General features: G+C 38.3%; 19 protein-coding genes. 15 read left to right on the forward strand and 4 right to left on the reverse strand.

Annotated elements, in window-relative coordinates; all coding sequences use genetic code 11:
• From NGR58_RS00550 to NGR58_RS00560, 3 genes are all read left to right on the forward strand, one after another.
• The gene (locus NGR58_RS00550; RefSeq protein WP_258087851.1) at nt 1-519 is read left to right on the forward strand and encodes an adenine phosphoribosyltransferase; all 519 of its coding nucleotides are present in this window, start codon (nt 1-3) and stop codon (nt 517-519) included.
• Nucleotides 520-636: 117 nt separating this feature from the next.
• Nucleotides 637-1,671, forward strand: a complete 1,035-nt coding sequence (locus NGR58_RS00555; RefSeq protein WP_258087804.1) for a hypothetical protein — start codon at nt 637-639, stop codon at nt 1,669-1,671.
• A gap of 1 nt (nt 1,672) precedes the next feature.
• Nucleotides 1,673-3,649: an LTA synthase family protein gene (locus NGR58_RS00560; RefSeq protein WP_258087805.1), complete on the forward strand. Its 1,977-nt coding sequence runs from the start codon at nt 1,673-1,675 to the stop codon at nt 3,647-3,649.
• A gap of 70 nt (nt 3,650-3,719) precedes the next feature.
• On the opposite strand, the gene NGR58_RS00565 is transcribed toward NGR58_RS00560, so the two are convergent.
• Both NGR58_RS00565 and NGR58_RS00570 read right to left on the reverse strand, forming a co-directional pair.
• Nucleotides 3,720-4,781 carry an acyltransferase family protein gene (locus NGR58_RS00565; RefSeq protein WP_258087806.1) on the reverse strand — a complete coding sequence of 354 codons (1,062 nt, stop codon included), beginning with the start codon at nt 4,779-4,781 and terminating at the stop codon, nt 3,720-3,722.
• A gap of 167 nt (nt 4,782-4,948) precedes the next feature.
• On the reverse strand, nt 4,949-5,992 hold the full coding sequence (locus tag NGR58_RS00570; RefSeq protein ID WP_258087807.1) for an acyltransferase: 1,044 nt from the start codon (nt 5,990-5,992) through the stop codon (nt 4,949-4,951).
• A 166-nt stretch (nt 5,993-6,158) separates the two neighbouring features.
• On the opposite strand from NGR58_RS00570, the gene NGR58_RS00575 reads away from it, so the two are divergent.
• Nucleotides 6,159-6,776 carry a sugar O-acetyltransferase gene (locus NGR58_RS00575; RefSeq protein WP_258087808.1) on the forward strand — a complete coding sequence of 206 codons (618 nt, stop codon included), beginning with the start codon at nt 6,159-6,161 and terminating at the stop codon, nt 6,774-6,776.
• A 145-nt stretch (nt 6,777-6,921) separates the two neighbouring features.
• Nucleotides 6,922-7,587: an MgtC/SapB family protein gene (locus NGR58_RS10220; protein ID WP_345791586.1), complete on the forward strand. Its 666-nt coding sequence runs from the start codon at nt 6,922-6,924 to the stop codon at nt 7,585-7,587.
• Nucleotides 7,588-7,599: 12 nt separating this feature from the next.
• On the opposite strand, the gene lexA is transcribed toward NGR58_RS10220, so the two are convergent.
• Nucleotides 7,600-8,175 carry a transcriptional repressor LexA gene (gene lexA, locus NGR58_RS00585; RefSeq protein WP_258087809.1) on the reverse strand — a complete coding sequence of 192 codons (576 nt, stop codon included), beginning with the start codon at nt 8,173-8,175 and terminating at the stop codon, nt 7,600-7,602.
• Between the two features lie 134 nt (nt 8,176-8,309).
• Between lexA and NGR58_RS00590 the strand changes: the two genes are divergently transcribed.
• Together NGR58_RS00590 and NGR58_RS00595 are read left to right on the forward strand one after the other, a co-directional pair.
• Nucleotides 8,310-8,564: a DUF896 domain-containing protein gene (locus tag NGR58_RS00590; RefSeq protein WP_258087810.1), complete on the forward strand. Its 255-nt coding sequence runs from the start codon at nt 8,310-8,312 to the stop codon at nt 8,562-8,564.
• A 72-nt stretch (nt 8,565-8,636) separates the two neighbouring features.
• Complete coding sequence (locus tag NGR58_RS00595) at nt 8,637-8,873, forward strand: YneF family protein (RefSeq protein ID WP_258087811.1); 237 nt, start codon at nt 8,637-8,639, stop codon at nt 8,871-8,873.
• A 118-nt stretch (nt 8,874-8,991) separates the two neighbouring features.
• On the opposite strand, the gene NGR58_RS00600 is transcribed toward NGR58_RS00595, so the two are convergent.
• Nucleotides 8,992-9,633, reverse strand: a complete 642-nt coding sequence (locus tag NGR58_RS00600) for a lysophospholipid acyltransferase family protein (RefSeq protein ID WP_258087812.1) — start codon at nt 9,631-9,633, stop codon at nt 8,992-8,994.
• Nucleotides 9,634-9,721: 88 nt separating this feature from the next.
• On the opposite strand from NGR58_RS00600, the gene NGR58_RS00605 reads away from it, so the two are divergent.
• The 8 genes from NGR58_RS00605 to NGR58_RS00640 all read left to right on the forward strand — a co-directional run bounded on the left by NGR58_RS00605 (nt 9,722) and on the right by NGR58_RS00640 (nt 16,707).
• On the forward strand, nt 9,722-10,486 hold the full coding sequence (locus tag NGR58_RS00605; protein WP_258087813.1) for a tRNA1(Val) (adenine(37)-N6)-methyltransferase: 765 nt from the start codon (nt 9,722-9,724) through the stop codon (nt 10,484-10,486).
• Nucleotides 10,479-10,766: a GIY-YIG nuclease family protein gene (locus NGR58_RS00610; RefSeq protein WP_258087814.1), complete on the forward strand. Its 288-nt coding sequence runs from the start codon at nt 10,479-10,481 to the stop codon at nt 10,764-10,766. The genes NGR58_RS00605 and NGR58_RS00610 overlap by 8 nt, the downstream gene beginning before the upstream one ends.
• Nucleotides 10,767-10,914: 148 nt before the next feature.
• Nucleotides 10,915-11,691, forward strand: coding sequence for a 30S ribosomal protein S2 (gene rpsB, locus NGR58_RS00615; RefSeq protein WP_075269479.1), 777 nt, complete (start codon nt 10,915-10,917; stop codon nt 11,689-11,691).
• 175 nt (nt 11,692-11,866) lie between these two features.
• Entirely contained in the window at nt 11,867-12,745 is an 879-nt protein-coding gene (gene tsf, locus NGR58_RS00620) for a translation elongation factor Ts (protein WP_075269480.1), read from the forward strand.
• A 23-nt stretch (nt 12,746-12,768) separates the two neighbouring features.
• Nucleotides 12,769-13,491 carry a UMP kinase gene (gene pyrH / locus NGR58_RS00625; protein ID WP_075269481.1) on the forward strand — a complete coding sequence of 241 codons (723 nt, stop codon included), beginning with the start codon at nt 12,769-12,771 and terminating at the stop codon, nt 13,489-13,491.
• Between the two features lie 4 nt (nt 13,492-13,495).
• Complete coding sequence (gene frr, locus NGR58_RS00630) at nt 13,496-14,053, forward strand: ribosome recycling factor (protein ID WP_075269482.1); 558 nt, start codon at nt 13,496-13,498, stop codon at nt 14,051-14,053.
• A gap of 196 nt (nt 14,054-14,249) precedes the next feature.
• Nucleotides 14,250-15,359 (forward strand): LCP family protein, encoded by a 1,110-nt coding sequence (locus tag NGR58_RS00635; protein WP_258087815.1) that lies wholly within the window; start codon nt 14,250-14,252, stop codon nt 15,357-15,359.
• Nucleotides 15,360-15,522: 163 nt separating this feature from the next.
• Nucleotides 15,523-16,707, forward strand: a complete 1,185-nt coding sequence (locus NGR58_RS00640) for an ammonium transporter (protein WP_258087816.1) — start codon at nt 15,523-15,525, stop codon at nt 16,705-16,707.
• Nucleotides 16,708-17,127: the final 420 nt, after the last annotated feature.

Below are 17,127 nucleotides of genomic sequence, written 5' to 3' on the forward strand. Positions count from 1 at the left end.
CTGATGTTGGATTTGAATGACTATATTGCCTCTATTCCGGATTTTCCAGAAAAGGGTATAATTTTCCGTGATATCACACCACTATGGGGAAATGCAGAAGCATATGCAGAGGCAACACATCGCATCGCGCATTTTGCAAAGATGCGTGATGTCAACGTTGTGGTTGGTCCAGAATCACGCGGCTTTTTAGTTGGGGCGCCAGTAGCTCATGAATTGGGAACTGGGATTGTCTTAGCTCGTAAGCCAGGCAAATTGCCACGGGAAACAGTTAGTGAAAATTATTCTCTAGAGTATGGTGAAGCTTCTTTGGAAATGCATAAAGATGCGATTAAACCAGGAGAGAAAGTCTTAATTACTGATGATTTACTTGCTACGGGTGGTACAATTGCTGCTACCATTAAATTGGTTGAATCATTAGGTGGTGAAGTTGCAGGGCTAGCATTTATGATTGAATTGAATGACTTACATGGTCGTGAAAAGCTTGCAGGTTATGATATTTTGTCATTAATGGATTACTAAAATAAGAAAAATTTATGTTTGGTTTTTGGAATATAATTTATAATACTTTTAAGTAATTAAGGGAGCCGGGTTTATATTTATCCGACTCCTTTATGTTTTTATATGGGAGCATCTGGAATGGTGATGAATAGTAAAGATAAAGATAGAACGGTACAAATACTGGCAGGTTTGGCAATTATAATGTTGATTTTTATTAGCATTATCAATCCACAAGATCATAGTATTTTGTATAATTTTTTCACATGGTTAACTTGGCCAACAATTTTCTTTATTGCTGGTTATTATATCAATATTAATTTAAAAATTGGACAATCTATTGTCTTAGCGATTAAACGTTATTTAATACCGTATCTGGTGGTTGGTTTATTAATGATCGTTATTAATAAAGTAGTTCAGCTCCTGCAATTAAACACGTGGGTCAATGCACCATTTCCGGCAATGCGTACTGGATTGAAGGCTCTCTTATATGGTAACGGCACACCTGTTACAACTATTTTTGGCTTTTTCGATACAGGAATTGGGTTACTTTGGTTACTAATGGCGTTGTTTGTCGGTACGATTTTAACGGTTCTTATTGCTAAAGTTAAAAAAGTGCCATTGGCAATTTTAATTGTTATTTTGTTAGCTGGTGTTGGGTTTTACCTTGCAACTTTCATTCAAATCCCTTGGTCACTAGAACCAGCATTTATTGCTTTGCCTTTTATGTTGTTTGGTCTTTATTATCATAGATTAGTTAATTGGTCAGCGGGTATTGCAACTATTTTGGCGGCATTGCTAGTAAATCTGACAATGTCAGCTTCAACAGGCTTGACCATGGAAGTTGCCTACACACCATTTTGGATTTTGGGTACGTTAACTGCCTTGATCAGCTTGGCTGGATTAGTTGTGATAGCTAATAAACTTGTAAATAGTACGCTACTAGCTAAACTAGCAAACTTATTTATCAATATTGGTAGCTACTTTAGTTTAAGCCTCGCTGTGTTCATATTTATTAAAACAATGATACCGATGAATAATTACATTGGTCGTATATTACCTGCCGGAATGATTAGCTTTATCATTATCTGGTTACTCATGTTAATTATTAGCTTCGTCATTAAGCTCGGTATTGTTAAAACCGTAAATGTCGTTCGTGATCAAAAAGGTGATTGATATGAAAAAGTTTTTAAGTAAGCAACAGTTTAATGGTCCAACATTCAATAATTGGATGAAATTTTTACTTATTGGGCTGTCTTTAAGTGTCTTAACGACTGTTGTTTTACAATTTGCAATGTATTTTCAAGTGTGGGGGCGTTTTGATCAGACCTTAGATTTGGGCCAAGCTATTTGGACATCTCTTAAGTTTCTAATACGCCCACAAGCATTATTTACGATTCTTGCTTGTTTGATTTTATTTGTGTTTATTGTCGTTCTGGTAAACCGTTTATTTGTCGGTATGGCCATTTACTTGACGTTAGCAGTTGTGACATTTGTGGCGGAATACATGAAGATGAAGTCACGAAATGAACCTATTTTATTTAGTGATATGTCAGAAGTTACTGCTGTTGGCGGCTTGACACAAATGGTTGATAAGAACCTATTGATCATTGCGATTGTTGGCATTGTTATTGTTTTTGTTGGTGCCGGGTTACTCGAATTTTGGGTTCATCGTAAAAAGGCTGGCCGTTTCGCGGCATCTATTCAGCGAATGATGATTAAACAAACAGGTACACGTATCGCGGTACTATTAGCAACATTTCTAACGTTGGCAGCGCCTTTTGTCGCCAATGCCGATCAGAATCGTGCGATATTGGATCATTTTAAATATCAGTGGCAGAGTTTTAATACTGGTGAAGATGCGATGCTGAATGGACCTGTCATGACTTTTGTATCTAACATTTCAAGTGTTATTATGCGAGAACCAGCTGGTTATTCAGAAAAATCAATGGCTGCATTAGAAAAGAAATATACAAAATATTCTGACTCGTTAAATAAAACTAGGCAGGATAATCTTAAGGGACAAACGGTGGCTTATGTCTTAAGTGAGTCACTGACAAATCCTGATGAAGTTCCTGGATTAAAATATAAAGGGACTGATGTATTTAAAAATATTAAACAAATACAAAAGGATTCTGTTTTCTCTGGTAGAATGTTGTCTTCAGGTTACGGTGGTGGAACTGCGAATATCGAGTATATGACTTTGGCAGGCTTCCCGTTAGCAACCTTTGCACCAGAAATGGTGGTACCTTATACGCAATTAGTACCGGTTGCTAATGAAATACCAACGATTACCAACTTGTTCCAAAATCGTGAAGTGATTCATCCTTATGTTGGTACTTTCTATAATCGTCGTGATGCTTATAAAAAGATTGGTATCCAAAAGTTCTATACAACCGATGGCAAGCAATATAAGTATCCAGACAAGTATACGAAGCCTGTTGGTTCTAAGGATAATTATCCTGCCGATAAATCTTCTTATGCCTACTTAACAAAGAAAATTACATCAGCGAATAAGAACAAATCACAGTTCTTACAGTTGATGACAATGCAGAATCATATGCCTTATTCTGCTAACCAGTATCCTGATAGTAATTACAAGATGTCAGAACCAGCGGTTTCAGGTAATACAAAGGAAACGGTCGAGAGTTATATTGCAGGTGTGCATTACACTGACGTAGCCACTAAGAATTTGGTTAATAAACTAGAAAACATTTCTCGTCCAGTGACCCTAGTCTTTTATGGCGATCATTGGCCAGGCGTGTTCACATTTGTTAATCAGGATAAGCAACTAGAGCGTTCTCATGAGACGGACTACTTTATTTACCAAAATAAGGCTGCTCGTGAAAAGAGTAAGGCAACGACAAATCAAAACCAGCGTGCCTATGCATCACCAAGTGATTTCCCAGCGTTGGCATTAGAGGCAACGAATAGTAAATTAACACCATTCTATGCTTTGCAAACCAAGGTAACGAAAGAATTACCAGCATTCGCAAACTATACACGTGGTAAATTTGTTGATAATAATGGTCATACCTTAAAAACAAAAGATTTAACTAAGAAGCAGAAAAAGTTACTACATGAATTTAAGTTAGTGCAATATGACTTGAGTTCAGGCGAACATTATCTGTCAAAGAGTTTTACTAAAAAATAAAATAAAGCATCTTGTCAAAAACGCAAGCTACATGAAGTAGGGCGTACTCGAGACAAGATGCTTTTTATTTTTAGGCTTTTTGAAGGGGAAAGTTACGGTCGACTAATAAGTTATAAATAAACTTTATTTTGAGTAAGGTCCATGTGAAGCATGTTGTATATAGAATTCTTAATAGCATTAATCCTAGGTAAGCAAATAGACTGTAGTCTGAGAACCAGGCCTGTGACTCTAAAAAGTTCATGACTTCAGTGTCTAATAAGCCAATATCAAGGGAATGGACACATAGTAGCACTAATGAATACTGACCAACATAACTAAGACCTTTAGCAATTTGATGCCAATGCTTTTCAATAAAAAATGCGATACCTAATAGCACAATGGCGCTCCCAAAACCACCAAGAACTGCGATAAACATATTATCAGCCAAACCACGGTTTAATTCATAGCTACCGCTCGTTGCACTCAGAATCCAACAAATAAGTGAAATTAATAGTATGTATGGATTAGCAAAAATAGTTTTTTGTGAATATTGCTTAATAAGTTTTGCTAACCAGTAACCAAATAGGTAATAAATTTGAACTTCCAAAGCTGCTTGTAGTGACCAGGGAAAGTAAACGACCTGAGCTAATGAATAACCCAATCCAAATAGTATAATAACAAACGTGAAACGGATAATTTCTTTATTAGACTTCATTAACCAATGGAAAATAATGTTGGCAATGAACATGGTTGGTAAGAACCAAACAGCGCCGGCGTGAGAACTCAGTTCAAAACCAAATGGCGATTGACCTGTTGCGCCATTACCATATATAAGTGGGATAAGGGTTTGAAAGTTTAGATAGTGAACGTGTTGGACGATTTCGCCCAAAGCTGTTCGTAAGGTTATATAGAGTAAGGTAACGATGAAAAAGGGAATTAGCAGTGTATTAACACCCGTTTGAACAACATCTTTGATCCTTTTTGAATGATAGAAGTAACCTGAAATGATAAAGAATATCGGCAAATTAGCTGCAAATATAAAATTAGATTGCCAGGTGTCCCATAGACCGGTCATGGAATGACCGATAATTACGAGATAAATCGCTATGGCACGCGCAATATCAAAGGAGAGATTTCTTTTAGAGGCTGTCATATAATTACCTTTCTGAAATAAAATTACCAAAAATAATATTATCATCTAACTGACACATTAACAATTGGTCAGAGTGATGGTACATGTCAGTATATAGATAATCAAAGGCCATACTGCGGAAGCATTCCGAAGTATGGCCTTTATAGTAAAGTAGTCAGTCGATTGACTTATTTTGTAAGAAATATAAATTTAGGAAATTTAGGAATTCTTGTTATTAACCAAATAGCAATGAATGAAACACATAATACTAATAGCGTCAATAGAATCGTGCTTAATAATCCTGAATGAAAAACATTAAAAGATAAAATAAAATCCAAAATAGCGTAGTGCACAATATAGACACCAAATGTTAATCCGCTGAGGGTAGTAATAAACTTTTTTGAATTTTTTGCATGAGATAATACACGTTCAAATATAGCGTCTAATTTTTTAATAACTAGTATGAAAAAACATCCTGGTATAAATACCCATGCTTGTGTGTACCAAATCGTAGGCATCATACCAGCAGATGATAATTGTTTTGTGTTTACGATAAACAAAACAAAGCTTAATAGGGCACAGACGCCTATGAACGAAAAAGATTTCTTTGACGTAGAAATCTCATTTAAATAACTACCGAATACCAATAAGGCTAGCATGATAAAGACTAGTCCCCACGAGCCACTCATGTTCCATTGGAATGGTACGTATTGATGTCGTGTAAAATTAGCAACTAGTGTACCAGTTCCTAATAATATTGTTCCGGTTAAGAATATACTAACTAAATACTTACTAAAGGTTTGTTTTGCGATAGAAAATATAGGAATTAGAACATAAATTATCGGTAACAGTTGAATGTACCACATTTGAGGCATTGGTCGCCTTTGAAAAGTTAGATTTTGAATTAGTGAAGGGATAGATTTATTATCTAAAATAAAATATGTATATAGGGAGAGAAGCACAGTCCATAAAATAGCTGAATAAACCATCGGCATCATATTGTGATGTGTAAATTTATCGATAGAACTGCTTGTCGTATAGTTTCTGTTTAACATTAAGTAGCCAGAAATAATTAAAAATAAAGGCACGCCCATACGTCCTATTAATTGTAGAAGAACAGTCAGCTTTGTTATTGGGGTTTGGTTTAAGTTTTCATTGACATGGTTTAAAATCACACATATTATAGCGACTAATCGTGCAATATCTAACCATACATAACGCTTTTTTATCATTGCAAGTTAATTTCCTCTACTTTCAATTAAACATACATTTAGCCCCAATATTGGGAATGTTCGATATTAGTAAATATTATCATTTAACAACCTCATTAACAATTAGTCAGGGTGAAGAAGGCATGTTAAAATTAGATAATTCATATATATGATAGGGGAGTGTTAAATGAAAACTGAACGTGAAATTATGCTGTCAGCGCAACTGTATGCATCAGCTGATAAAGAACTAATTGCCTTGCGGAAGGCATGTAAACGTCGCGTTGCCTTGTACAATCAGGTAGCTCATGAGGAGGAAGATCAGGTACAGGGTTTATTAGCAGACATGCTGGGTGCCGTTGGTGAGGGAAGCTATATTGAGCCAGACGTTTATATTGATTATGGTAAGAATGTTTATGTTGGTGAGGCTTTCTATGGTAATACCGGATTAACTATTCTAGATACATGTGAAGTACATATTGGTGATCATGTGATGATTGGACCACGAGTTAGCCTCATCACGGCTGGGCATCCGATTGATTCAGGGGTGCGGAATCGTGGCCTAGAGTTTGGTAAGCCAATTACCATTGGAGATAATGTTTGGATTGGCGCTAATGTCTTTATTGGGCCAGGTGTCACTATCGGGGATAATGCTATTATTGGTGGCGGTGCTGTGGTTGTGAAAGATATTCCAGCCAATGCAGTCGCCGTCGGAAATCCGGCAAAAGTTATGCGTGACATTACATCCGATGATAAAGACTATTGGGAACAACAAGAGCAAGCTTATTATGATAATCGTGACAAGTAAATTTTAGGACTCTGGTAATAGTGACATACTGTTACCAGAGTCTTTTTTTCACAAATACGTACTTTTTTGGTTTAATAAAAAGTATGTAGTAAATAGCATAAAAATATTAGTTATTGTGTAGCTGGTATTTGGAACGGAGAAGAAAATGACAACCAATGAACTATTGATTCGTTTGTTATTAGCAACACTGGCAGGATTGCTAATTGGGATTGAACGGCAGACTAGGTCAAAATCTGCGGGCCTCCGAACGCATGCTATTGTCAGTTTAGGGGCCGCCCTAATGATGATTGTGTCTCAGTATGGCTTTGCTGCTGTCTTAGGAAATGCTAATGTGAATTTGGATCCATCGCGTATTGCGGCCCAAATCGTTAGTGGAATCAGTTTTCTGGGTGCCGGCATGATTATTGTGCGTAGCCCAGACTTTAATGTAATCGGTGGTCTAACCACGGCAGCGGGAATTTGGACAACTGCTGGTGTGGGGATGGCAATTGGTGCTGGTTTATACGAGGTGGGATTTGCTGCAACATTTATTATTGTTGTTTTGCAGTTAGCATTTCATTATTTTAATGACTTTAATTTACGCCAATCTTTTTCTATTCGAGTTTATTTAACAACAATTGACGACGTCAAAAAGTTACGTGATTATTTGACATCAGAAAATATTTCCAGCAAAGTATCGCGACTAAAAAAGTCGGAAACCGGTTTGACGATTGACTTGACTGTCACGACGCCACGAAATTATTCATTAGAGGATATTGGTCAGATAATGGCAGCTACTGACATTGATTTGAGTTGGGAGCTGGGATTATAGACAGGATAAAGGCTAATTAACATAATCACGATAGACGCCAATGACACGGCCGATAATGGTTGGGTTTGCCATCGTAACGGGTTTTAGATTACTATTCTCCGGCTGTAATCGACAATGATTACCTTCTTTAAAGTAGCGGTATACATTTGTTTCATCATTGATTTTAACAACGACGATATCACCATCAAAGGCAGTTTGTTGTTTTTTAACCATCAAATAGTCATTATTTAAAATACCAATATTAAGCATGCTATTACTATGTTGTTGCTGGATAAAAACATCTTCATCAAAAGAAAACAAATGTTGGGCCGTTTTTTCAGTGATTGATAGATCCATTTCAGGATCATGATGACCATGCTTTAATAAGGCGATACCTTGCGGAGTAACTTTGATTGCTCGGGTTTTCTCGGCATCTTTTGTAATCAGACCTTTCTTTTGTAGACGTTCTAAGTGTCCATGGACTGTTGAAGATGATGCTAAACTAACCTTTGCACCAATTTCACGAATGGTAGGCGGATAACCATTGGTTAGTTGTTTGTCATAAATGAATTGCAATATTTCTAATTGTTTTCTTGGCTTCTGTGGCATATGGGGTAGCTCCTTTGTCATTAAAGAATATTGTACGATAAATATCTGGTTGCGGAAACATTAGTTAACCTGAATATTCTTCAGTAAAATATGTTAAAATGGTAACATTAAATTCAAAAAAAGGTGGAAATAACATGGCTGAGACAGATCACATGATGGCTGTTCGTTCACGAATTAACGAACTAGCCGCAAAAGCAAAATCTCCAGAGGGATTAACAGAGGATGAAGTTGCGGAACGTGCGGATTTGCGGGCTGAATTTTTGGATAATTTTAGAAAGTCTTTCCGTTCTCAAGTAGAAATGCTACAAGTTTATGATGAGAATGGTAAAGAAGTAACCCCTGAAAAGGTGAAAAAGATGCAGCGTGATAAGGGATTACGCGGTAATTAATTGTTCAGGCAACTAGTCAAATAGCGGATAGTTCGCTATAATGGTACTTGAATATAATTTTGGAGTAATAAAATGAGCACAACAATTTGGATTTTTATTGTCGTTCTTGCCGCGATAGTTGGCGCTGTCGCTGGTTTCTTCATCGCACGTCGCTCAATGGAGACGTACATTAAGAACAATCCGCCAATTTCAGAAGAAATGATGAAATCTATGATGACATCAATGGGTCAAAAGCCTTCACAAAAGCGTTTGAACCAAATGATGGCACAAATGAAAAACCAAGTACAAACTTCTTCAAAAAAGAAGTAAGTGACGATAAAAAGTTGAGTTATAAATGCTCAACTTTTTTTGTTATGGCAATTAATAAAAAAGCAACGGGGTTGGAACATACTAGTGTTCTAACCCCGTTACTTTTTTAGTGGCATCCTTATTTAATTTCAGTTTTTTTCTTTGGATTTGGATCAACGTAAACCCAATCAGGATCGATTTCATCATCCAACTTATTAAAGGCGGCTTGTAGATTATCACCTAACTCAGCTGTGGTTTCTTCGTTTATTTTGACACGTTTGTCAACATAAATGGGGTCACCGAATGCCATGGTGACATTTTTACGCTTGAATAACCCTGAAAACTTTAGCGGTCCTTGGTAGACAATTGGTACTAAAGGTGCACCAGAAAGTTTTGCAATCATTAATGCGCCACCTTTCATTTCTTCGGAATGACGGCTACCAGAAGGGAACATAATTAGACTGAGTTCAGTCTTTTTTAGGTTCTTTACTGGTGTTTTGATTGCTGATGGACCTGGATGGTCGCGATCGACCGAAAAAGCATTGGCATGGACAAGAATCCAGCGTAAAATAGGATTCTTGAAAAGCTCTTTTTTAGCCATAAAACTAAATTTACGTGGCCGACCTGCCAGAGCGAAGAATAGGGGCTCCCACCAAGTACGGTGTGGACCCACTAAAATATAGTTGCCCTCAGGTAGTTTGTCTGTGCCCAGCAGTTTGTAACGACCGTTGATCAGCCAAACGATTCCTGCAACGACATAACGTATGAATGAATAGAACATGTTGTTCATCCTCCCTAATAATAACGCCTTATTATCCCACACAGTAGGCGCTTTTGGCAAACGGAGACCAACATAAGGAGAAGAAATTATGAAAGTTGAACTGTTACCTGACGAACGTATCGATATGTTATATAACGATGACGTACATATTATTCAAAGTAAATCGGTCTTTTCATTTTCACTGGATGCCGTATTACTAGCTAACTTTGCTGAACCACGTAAGAATGGCCGGGGGTTAACCGTTGATCTTGGTGCTGGCAATGGCGCTGTGTCATTGTTTATGGCTCACAAGCTTGCTGGTCAAATTGTTGGCGTAGAAATTCAGGAACGTCTAGCCGGTATGGCGCAGCGATCGGTTAAAATGAACGATTTGACTGATAAAATTCAAATTATGAATGCTGACATGCGGGATATTTTTAGTGATATTCGTCCAGGGTCAGCAGATATGGTGGTATCAAATCCGCCTTACTTTATGGTAGATAATGATCATACGGTCATGCACGAAAATAAACATTATGCCATTGCCCGGCATGAATTGATGGCAGATTTGGATCTGGTAACATATACGGCAAAAAAGTTGTTGAAGAACAAAGCCCATTTTTTTATGGTTCATCGACCAGATCGTTTATTTGAAATTTTAGCGTCATTACAGAAAAATCATTTATCACCTAAACAGATTCAATTTGTTTATCCTAAAGTGGGTGAAGCAGCCAATATTGTATTGATTGATGCAATCAAAGATGGCAAGTTGACCGGGGCCAAAATTTTACCACCAATTGTGACGCATAATGCCGATGACACTTATACAGATGCCGTCTGGTCAATCTATGAAGGGCGTCAGCAGCATGAATAAACCTTATTACATGTATGTCCTGTTAACAGCAGATAATATGTTGTATTGTGGTTTTACGGACGATGTCGGTAAAAGACTTGCGACGCATGAAGCAGGCAAGGGTGCCAAATTTACTAGGCCCGCTAAACGGCATCCATTAACACTTGTTTACGCTGAAGCATTTACCAAGAAACACGATGCGTTACATGCAGAAGCGATGTTTAAAAAATTAACTCGTAAGCAGAAAGAAGATTTTTTGCAAGATCATGGTGTATCACTTGCTAAGAAAACTTTTAATTGACATATTGCGTAAAAGTGAGTAACATTAGTTATTGGTTTTATACCAAAAAAATACGCACTAGTTCTCAATAGTTTGACGGGTGCCCCTTTACCGGGTCGCCAGGCTACATGCGAGGCTAGGTGGAAAAAACATTTGGAGGCAGATACTCATGGCAGTAATCTCAATGAAGCAATTGCTTGAAGCTGGTGTACACTTCGGACACCAAACTCGTCGCTGGAACCCAAAGATGTCAGATTACATCTTTACGGAACGTAACGGCATTTACATTATCGATTTGCAAAAGACAGTTAAGTTGGTTGACCAAGCATATAACTATGTTCGCGATGCAGCTGCTGATGGTGCAACGGTATTGTTCGTTGGTACTAAGAAGCAAGCACAAGACTCAATTGCTGAAGAAGCAACTCGTGCAAACATGTTCTACGTTAACCACCGTTGGTTAGGTGGAACTTTGACTAACTGGAAGACTATCCAAGCTCGTATTGCCCGTCTAAAGGAATTGCGTGCAATGGAAGACGACGGTACTTTCGAACGTTTGCCAAAGAAGGAAGTTTCTTTGCTAATCAAGCAACGTGAGAAGTTGGACAAGTTCTTGGGTGGTATTGCTGATATGCCTAAGATTCCTGATTTGATGTTCATCGTTGATCCTCACAAGGAACAATTGGCTGTGCAAGAAGCACACAAGTTGAACATTCCTATCGTGGCTATGGTCGACACTAATGCTGACCCTGATCAAATTGACGTTAAGATTCCATCAAACGATGATGCAATCCGTGCCGTACGTTTGATTACTTCAAAGATGGCAGATGCTATCATCGAAGGTAACCAAGGTGAAGATTCTGTTGATGAAGCTGAATTTGCAGCTGAAGGTGACAAGCCTGCATCAATCGAAGAATTAACTGACCTTGTAGAAGGTAAGAAGAACTAATTATCTTTTGCTAAGTGACAAAAAGCTTATTCCTATTATGGGAATAAGCTTTTTTTGCGCTCTAGGCAAAACTCATGTAAAATGGTACTAGATATCTAATAAGTGTATAGAAAATCATCATATTTTCGTGTATACTAGTTGAGATAAGATTTAGCATATACAAGGAGACCATAAAATGGCTATTACTGCTTCACAAGTTAAAGAATTACGTGACAAGACCGGCGTTGGTATGATGGATGCCAAGAAGGCATTGGTTCAAACTGAAGGTGATATGGACAAGGCTATCGATGCTTTGCGTGAAAAGGGAATGGCAAAGGCTGCTAAGAAGGCCGATGCTGTTGCTGCTGAAGGTATGACTTACGTTGTTTCAAAGGACAACAAGGCTGCCATCATTGAATTGAACTCACAAACTGACTTTGTTGCTGGCAATGCAGAATTTAACGAGTTGCTACATGCTGTTGCAAATGCAATTGTTGAATTTGCACCTGCAAATGTTGAAGAAGCTTTGGCATTGAAGGTATCTGATGATCAAACTGTTAACGACATGATTATTCACACGACACAAATTACTGGTGAGAAGATCACACTACGTCGCTTTGCAGTTGTTGAAAAGGCCGAGGGCCAAGTATTCGGAACATACTCACACATGGGTGGTCGTATTTCATCACTTGTTTTGATGGATGGTTCTGATGAACAAGTTGCTAAGGATGTTGCTATGCACGTTGCTGCTATTGCACCAAAGTACGTTTCATCTGAAGATGTTCCTGCTGAAGTTGTGGAGCACGAAAAGGCTGTGCAATTGAAGTCAGATGATCTAGCAGGTAAGCCAGATAACATCAAGGAAAAGATGGTCGAAGGTCGTTTGCACAAGTTCTTGGCCGAAATTGCATTGGTTGACCAACCATTCGTTAAGGGTGATGGTAAGGAAACTGTCGCTAAGTACGTTGAGAGCAAGAACAGCAAGGTAGTTTCATTCGTTCGTTACGAAGTTGGTGAAGGAATCGAAAAGGCTGCTAATGATTTTGCTGCTGAAGTTGCAGCACAAATGGGCTAATAGAGACCGAGGCGATTAGAATAATGGCAGATGTAAAGTACAAACGAGTATTGTTAAAGTTATCAGGAGAGGCATTGTCTGGTGAACGCGGCTATGGCATTGATCCAGAAACGGTTAACAATATCGCAGCGGAAATCAAAGAAGTTTATGGACTAGGTGTTGAAATTGCAATCGTTGTTGGCGGTGGTAATTTATGGCGTGGTGAAGCAGGTGCAAAGTTGGGAATGGAACGTGCACAAGCTGACTATGTTGGTATGTTAGGAACCACCATGAACGCCTTGGCATTGCAAGATGCACTTGAATCACACGATGTTCCAACACGTGTACAAACTGCTATTGAAATGCGTCAAGTTGCTGAGCCCTATGTCCGTCGTAAGGCAGTTCGTCACTTGGAAAAGGGACGCGTTGTGATTTTTGGTGCCGGTACTGGTTCACCATACTTCTCAACGGATACAACGGCTGCTTTGCGTGCCGCCGAGATTAATGCTGAGGCTATTCTAATGGCTAAAAATGGTGTTGATGGTGTATACAGTGATGATCCTCGTAAGAATCCAGAAGCAACAATGTTTGAAAAGCTAACGCATAAAGAGATTATTGCTAAGGGTCTGAAGGTAATGGACTCTACTGCATCAACATTATCAATGGACAACGATATTAATCTGGTGATTTTTAATATGAACACATCTGGCAATATTAAACGTGTTGTCTTAGGTGAGAATATCGGAACGACCGTGGAGGTAGATTAGAATTATGGCTAATGCAATTATTGAATCAGCAAAAGAACGTATGGACAAAGCTGGCGATGCATTACGTCGTGAGTTAGGTAACATCCGTGCAGGTGTTGCTAATCCATCAATTCTACGTAATATTACGGCAGAATACTATGGGGCAGAGACACCACTTAATCAATTAGCATCGGTAACGGTACCTGAAGCACGTGTATTGTTGATTACACCTTTTGATAAGACAGCTTTAAAGGGAATTGAGCAAGCTATTTTTGCTTCTGATTTGGGATTAACACCAGCAAACGATGGTTCAGTCATTCGTTTGGTTATTCCTGCATTAACTGAGGAAACTCGTAAAGACTTAGCTAAAGAAGTTAAAGCAGAATCAGAAAAAGCAAAGGTTGCCGTTCGAAATGTTCGTCGTGATGCGATGGATGATGCTAAAAAGGCATTAAAGAACAACGACTTGTCTGAAGATGAAGCACATAGCGTTGAAGATAACATTCAAAAAGCAACAGATGCTGCTATTAAGAATGTTGACGAGATTGCTGCTGATAAAGAAAAAGAATTGTTGACGATTTAGTCAATAATTAATTTCCAAAAAGAATTGGGGACAATTGTTCTCAATTCTTTTTTATTTTTTAATAAATTCATTGCTTATTTAACGATTTATTTGTGTATAATGCTTTATAGGTGGAATATACTACACAAAATAACGCCTGTTTTCAGGAGTAGGAATGCCAGCAATTTTTATAGGTGGCAATTAGGGAGGATAGCTCATGGATGACGAGCAAAAAGTATCTCGCTCAACACGTAATAATAAAAAAGGCAAAAAGAAATCGCATAAGGTACGAAATACGATTCTAAGCATTTTGTTATTATTGATATTAGCGGTAGCTGGTTTACTTGGTTATGCATACATGCAAACCAAAGGTGCTGTTGATAAGGCCTATGTTGCGCCGAATATCAAAAAAGCACGTGACGTTTCAGGTGTTCTTAAGAAGGGTAAGCCCATTTCAATTTTGTTATTGGGTACCGATACGGGGGAATTAAATCGTAATTATAAAGGTCGTACCGATTCTATGATGGTTTTGACAATCAATCCAAAAACAAATAAAACAACGATTATGTCAATTCCTCGTGATACGTTGATTGCGATTGATGGTTATGAAAATACATTCCCACAAAAAATCAACTCGGCTTATTCATATGGCTCAGCAGCCACAACGATTAAGACTGTTCAGAAGTGGCTAAATGTCCCAATTGATTATTATGCTTTGGTCAACATGGGTGGTATGGAGAAGGTTGTTAACAAAATTGGTGGTGTAAAAGTAAATTCACCATTAACCTTTGATTTTAACCCAGACACAGCCCATGCTACTGGTAACAATGTTTACAGCTTTACTGAGGGATCAAGTACTTATTCGCATAATGGGCAAACATACTCAAAGATGAATGGTAAGGCAGCGCTAGCATTTTCGCGTATGCGTTATGATGATCCGAAGGGCGACTATGGTCGCCAAATTCGTCAGCGATTAGTTCTGCAGGGAATTATTGAAGCTGCCAAGGATAATCCAACAAAGTTATTGGACTCTGGCTTCTTAAATTCAGTTTCTTCATCAACGCAAACTGACTTAACTTACAATGATATGATTACCATTGCGCGTAAGTATGCGAAGGCAGCTGGCAATATCTCTAATGATAATATTCAAGGAGATAGTTACAGTTTGTCATCTGGTTCGACTGAAGTTGTATCGAGTGATGAGAAACAACGGGCAACAAATGTCTTACGTAAATCATTGGATCTAAAATCCGCTAAAACTGGACCACTATATGGTGGTAATGTTTCAGTGTCTGAAATGAATTCACTTGGTGTACCAACAAATTAATATATTTTAGTGCGAGACAAAGTAGTTGGAACAAAACAATGTTCCAACTACTTTTTTATTTGTCTATACCACTGAATGTTAGCATTGTTAACATAATTCCTGACGACCTTTCGAGATGTGCTTATACTGATGTTATTATTTCAAGAAAGCGCAGGTGATAAAAATGAATGGTGCAGACGTTGCATGGGTATTAATTAGCGCAGGGTTAGTTTGGTTGATGGTGCCAGGATTGGCATTGTTTTATGGTGGCTTGTCAGAAACACGGACAACAGTTAACACATTGGCGATGGTGATGATTGCAATTGCCGTTGGTGGCGTCATTTGGTTTACAGTCGGTTACTCATTAGCATTTAGTGGGTCAGGTCCAATTATTGGTAACCTAGATGCAGCATTTTTACATGATGTTTCGATGACCAAGGGTACACGTGACTTAGGAATATCTGACGGACTATTTGCTCTCTTCCAGGGGATGTTCCCGATGATTACCATGGCCATTATTGCTGGCTCAGTAGTTGGTCGGATGAACTTTAAGGCATTTATCCTATTTCTAATTGCCTGGATGTTACTCGTTTATATACCTTTGGCACACATGATTTGGGGTGGTGGTATTCTAGCCCAACATGGCGCCCTTGATTTTGCTGGTGGCGATGTGGTTCATATTTCATCAGGTGTATCTGGTTTGGTGTTAGCCCTGATGATTGGCAAGCGGCGGGTAAATACTGACACAACTGGTAATAACCTAATGGCAACGGTTATCGGCGGTGGCTTGCTTTGGTTTGGATGGTTCGGATTTAATGCTGGATCAGCTTTAGCTGCGGATGGGGTAGCCATTGTTGCTTTTACTAATACTAATATCGCCGCAGCATTTGCGATGTTGACATGGGTTATTCTTGATTTTATTTTATTCAAGCGTGTTCGAATTTCCGGGGCAATTTCCGGTGGTGTTGCTGGACTAGTTGTTATTACACCAGGTGCTGGCTTTGTACAACCAGTTGGTGCCATGTTTATGGGCGTGCTAGTTGCTATTGGTGCTTACTTTGCAACAACCGTTATGAAATATCGATTGGGTTATGATGATACCCTTGATGCATTTGGTCTGCATGGTGTCGGTGGTGTCATTGGTGGTATTTTAACAGGAGTCTTTGCCTCGAAACCTTTAGCTGGGGTATCAGTTAGTTGGCAAGTCATGGGAACACAACTTGGGGCTATCTTAGTAACGATTATTGCCGTTGTCATCCTAACGTTCATTATTGCTAAGTTGGTGAATTTGATAACACCGTTACGAGTTGATGAAGCTATTGAGGAAGATGGACTGGATTATGACCTGCATGGTGAAGTTAATGCTTAATTTATTGACTTTTTAAGGTAAATAGTTTAATATTAGTCCGCAAGTTAATATTACAGAAATGTAAAGACTATCTTTACATGGAATAAATACTAAGGGAGGTAAATTTATGTTTGGAATTAATATGTTGAACAAAAAAGTTGATTGCGCTGTTCGTGCATATAAAAACATGGATATTCAGCGCCACCCGGATAAGTGCCATCATCATCACGATATGCACTAATTAGGCGATGATTAACTGGGCTCTGACCACTATTGGTCACTTGAGCTGAATATTTAAGAGACTGGAACAACAGGTAATGTTCCAGTTTTTTTTATGTTTAAAAATCTTCGGCTATAATTAAGGGAGATTTAAGCATAAATAATCCAAGAATCAAAGACTATACCAATTTATACCAAAAGACAATGTTAAACGTTATAAAG

The sequence above is a fragment of the Weissella fangxianensis genome, assembly GCF_024718545.1.
GTDB lineage: Bacteria > Bacillota > Bacilli > Lactobacillales > Lactobacillaceae > Weissella > Weissella fangxianensis.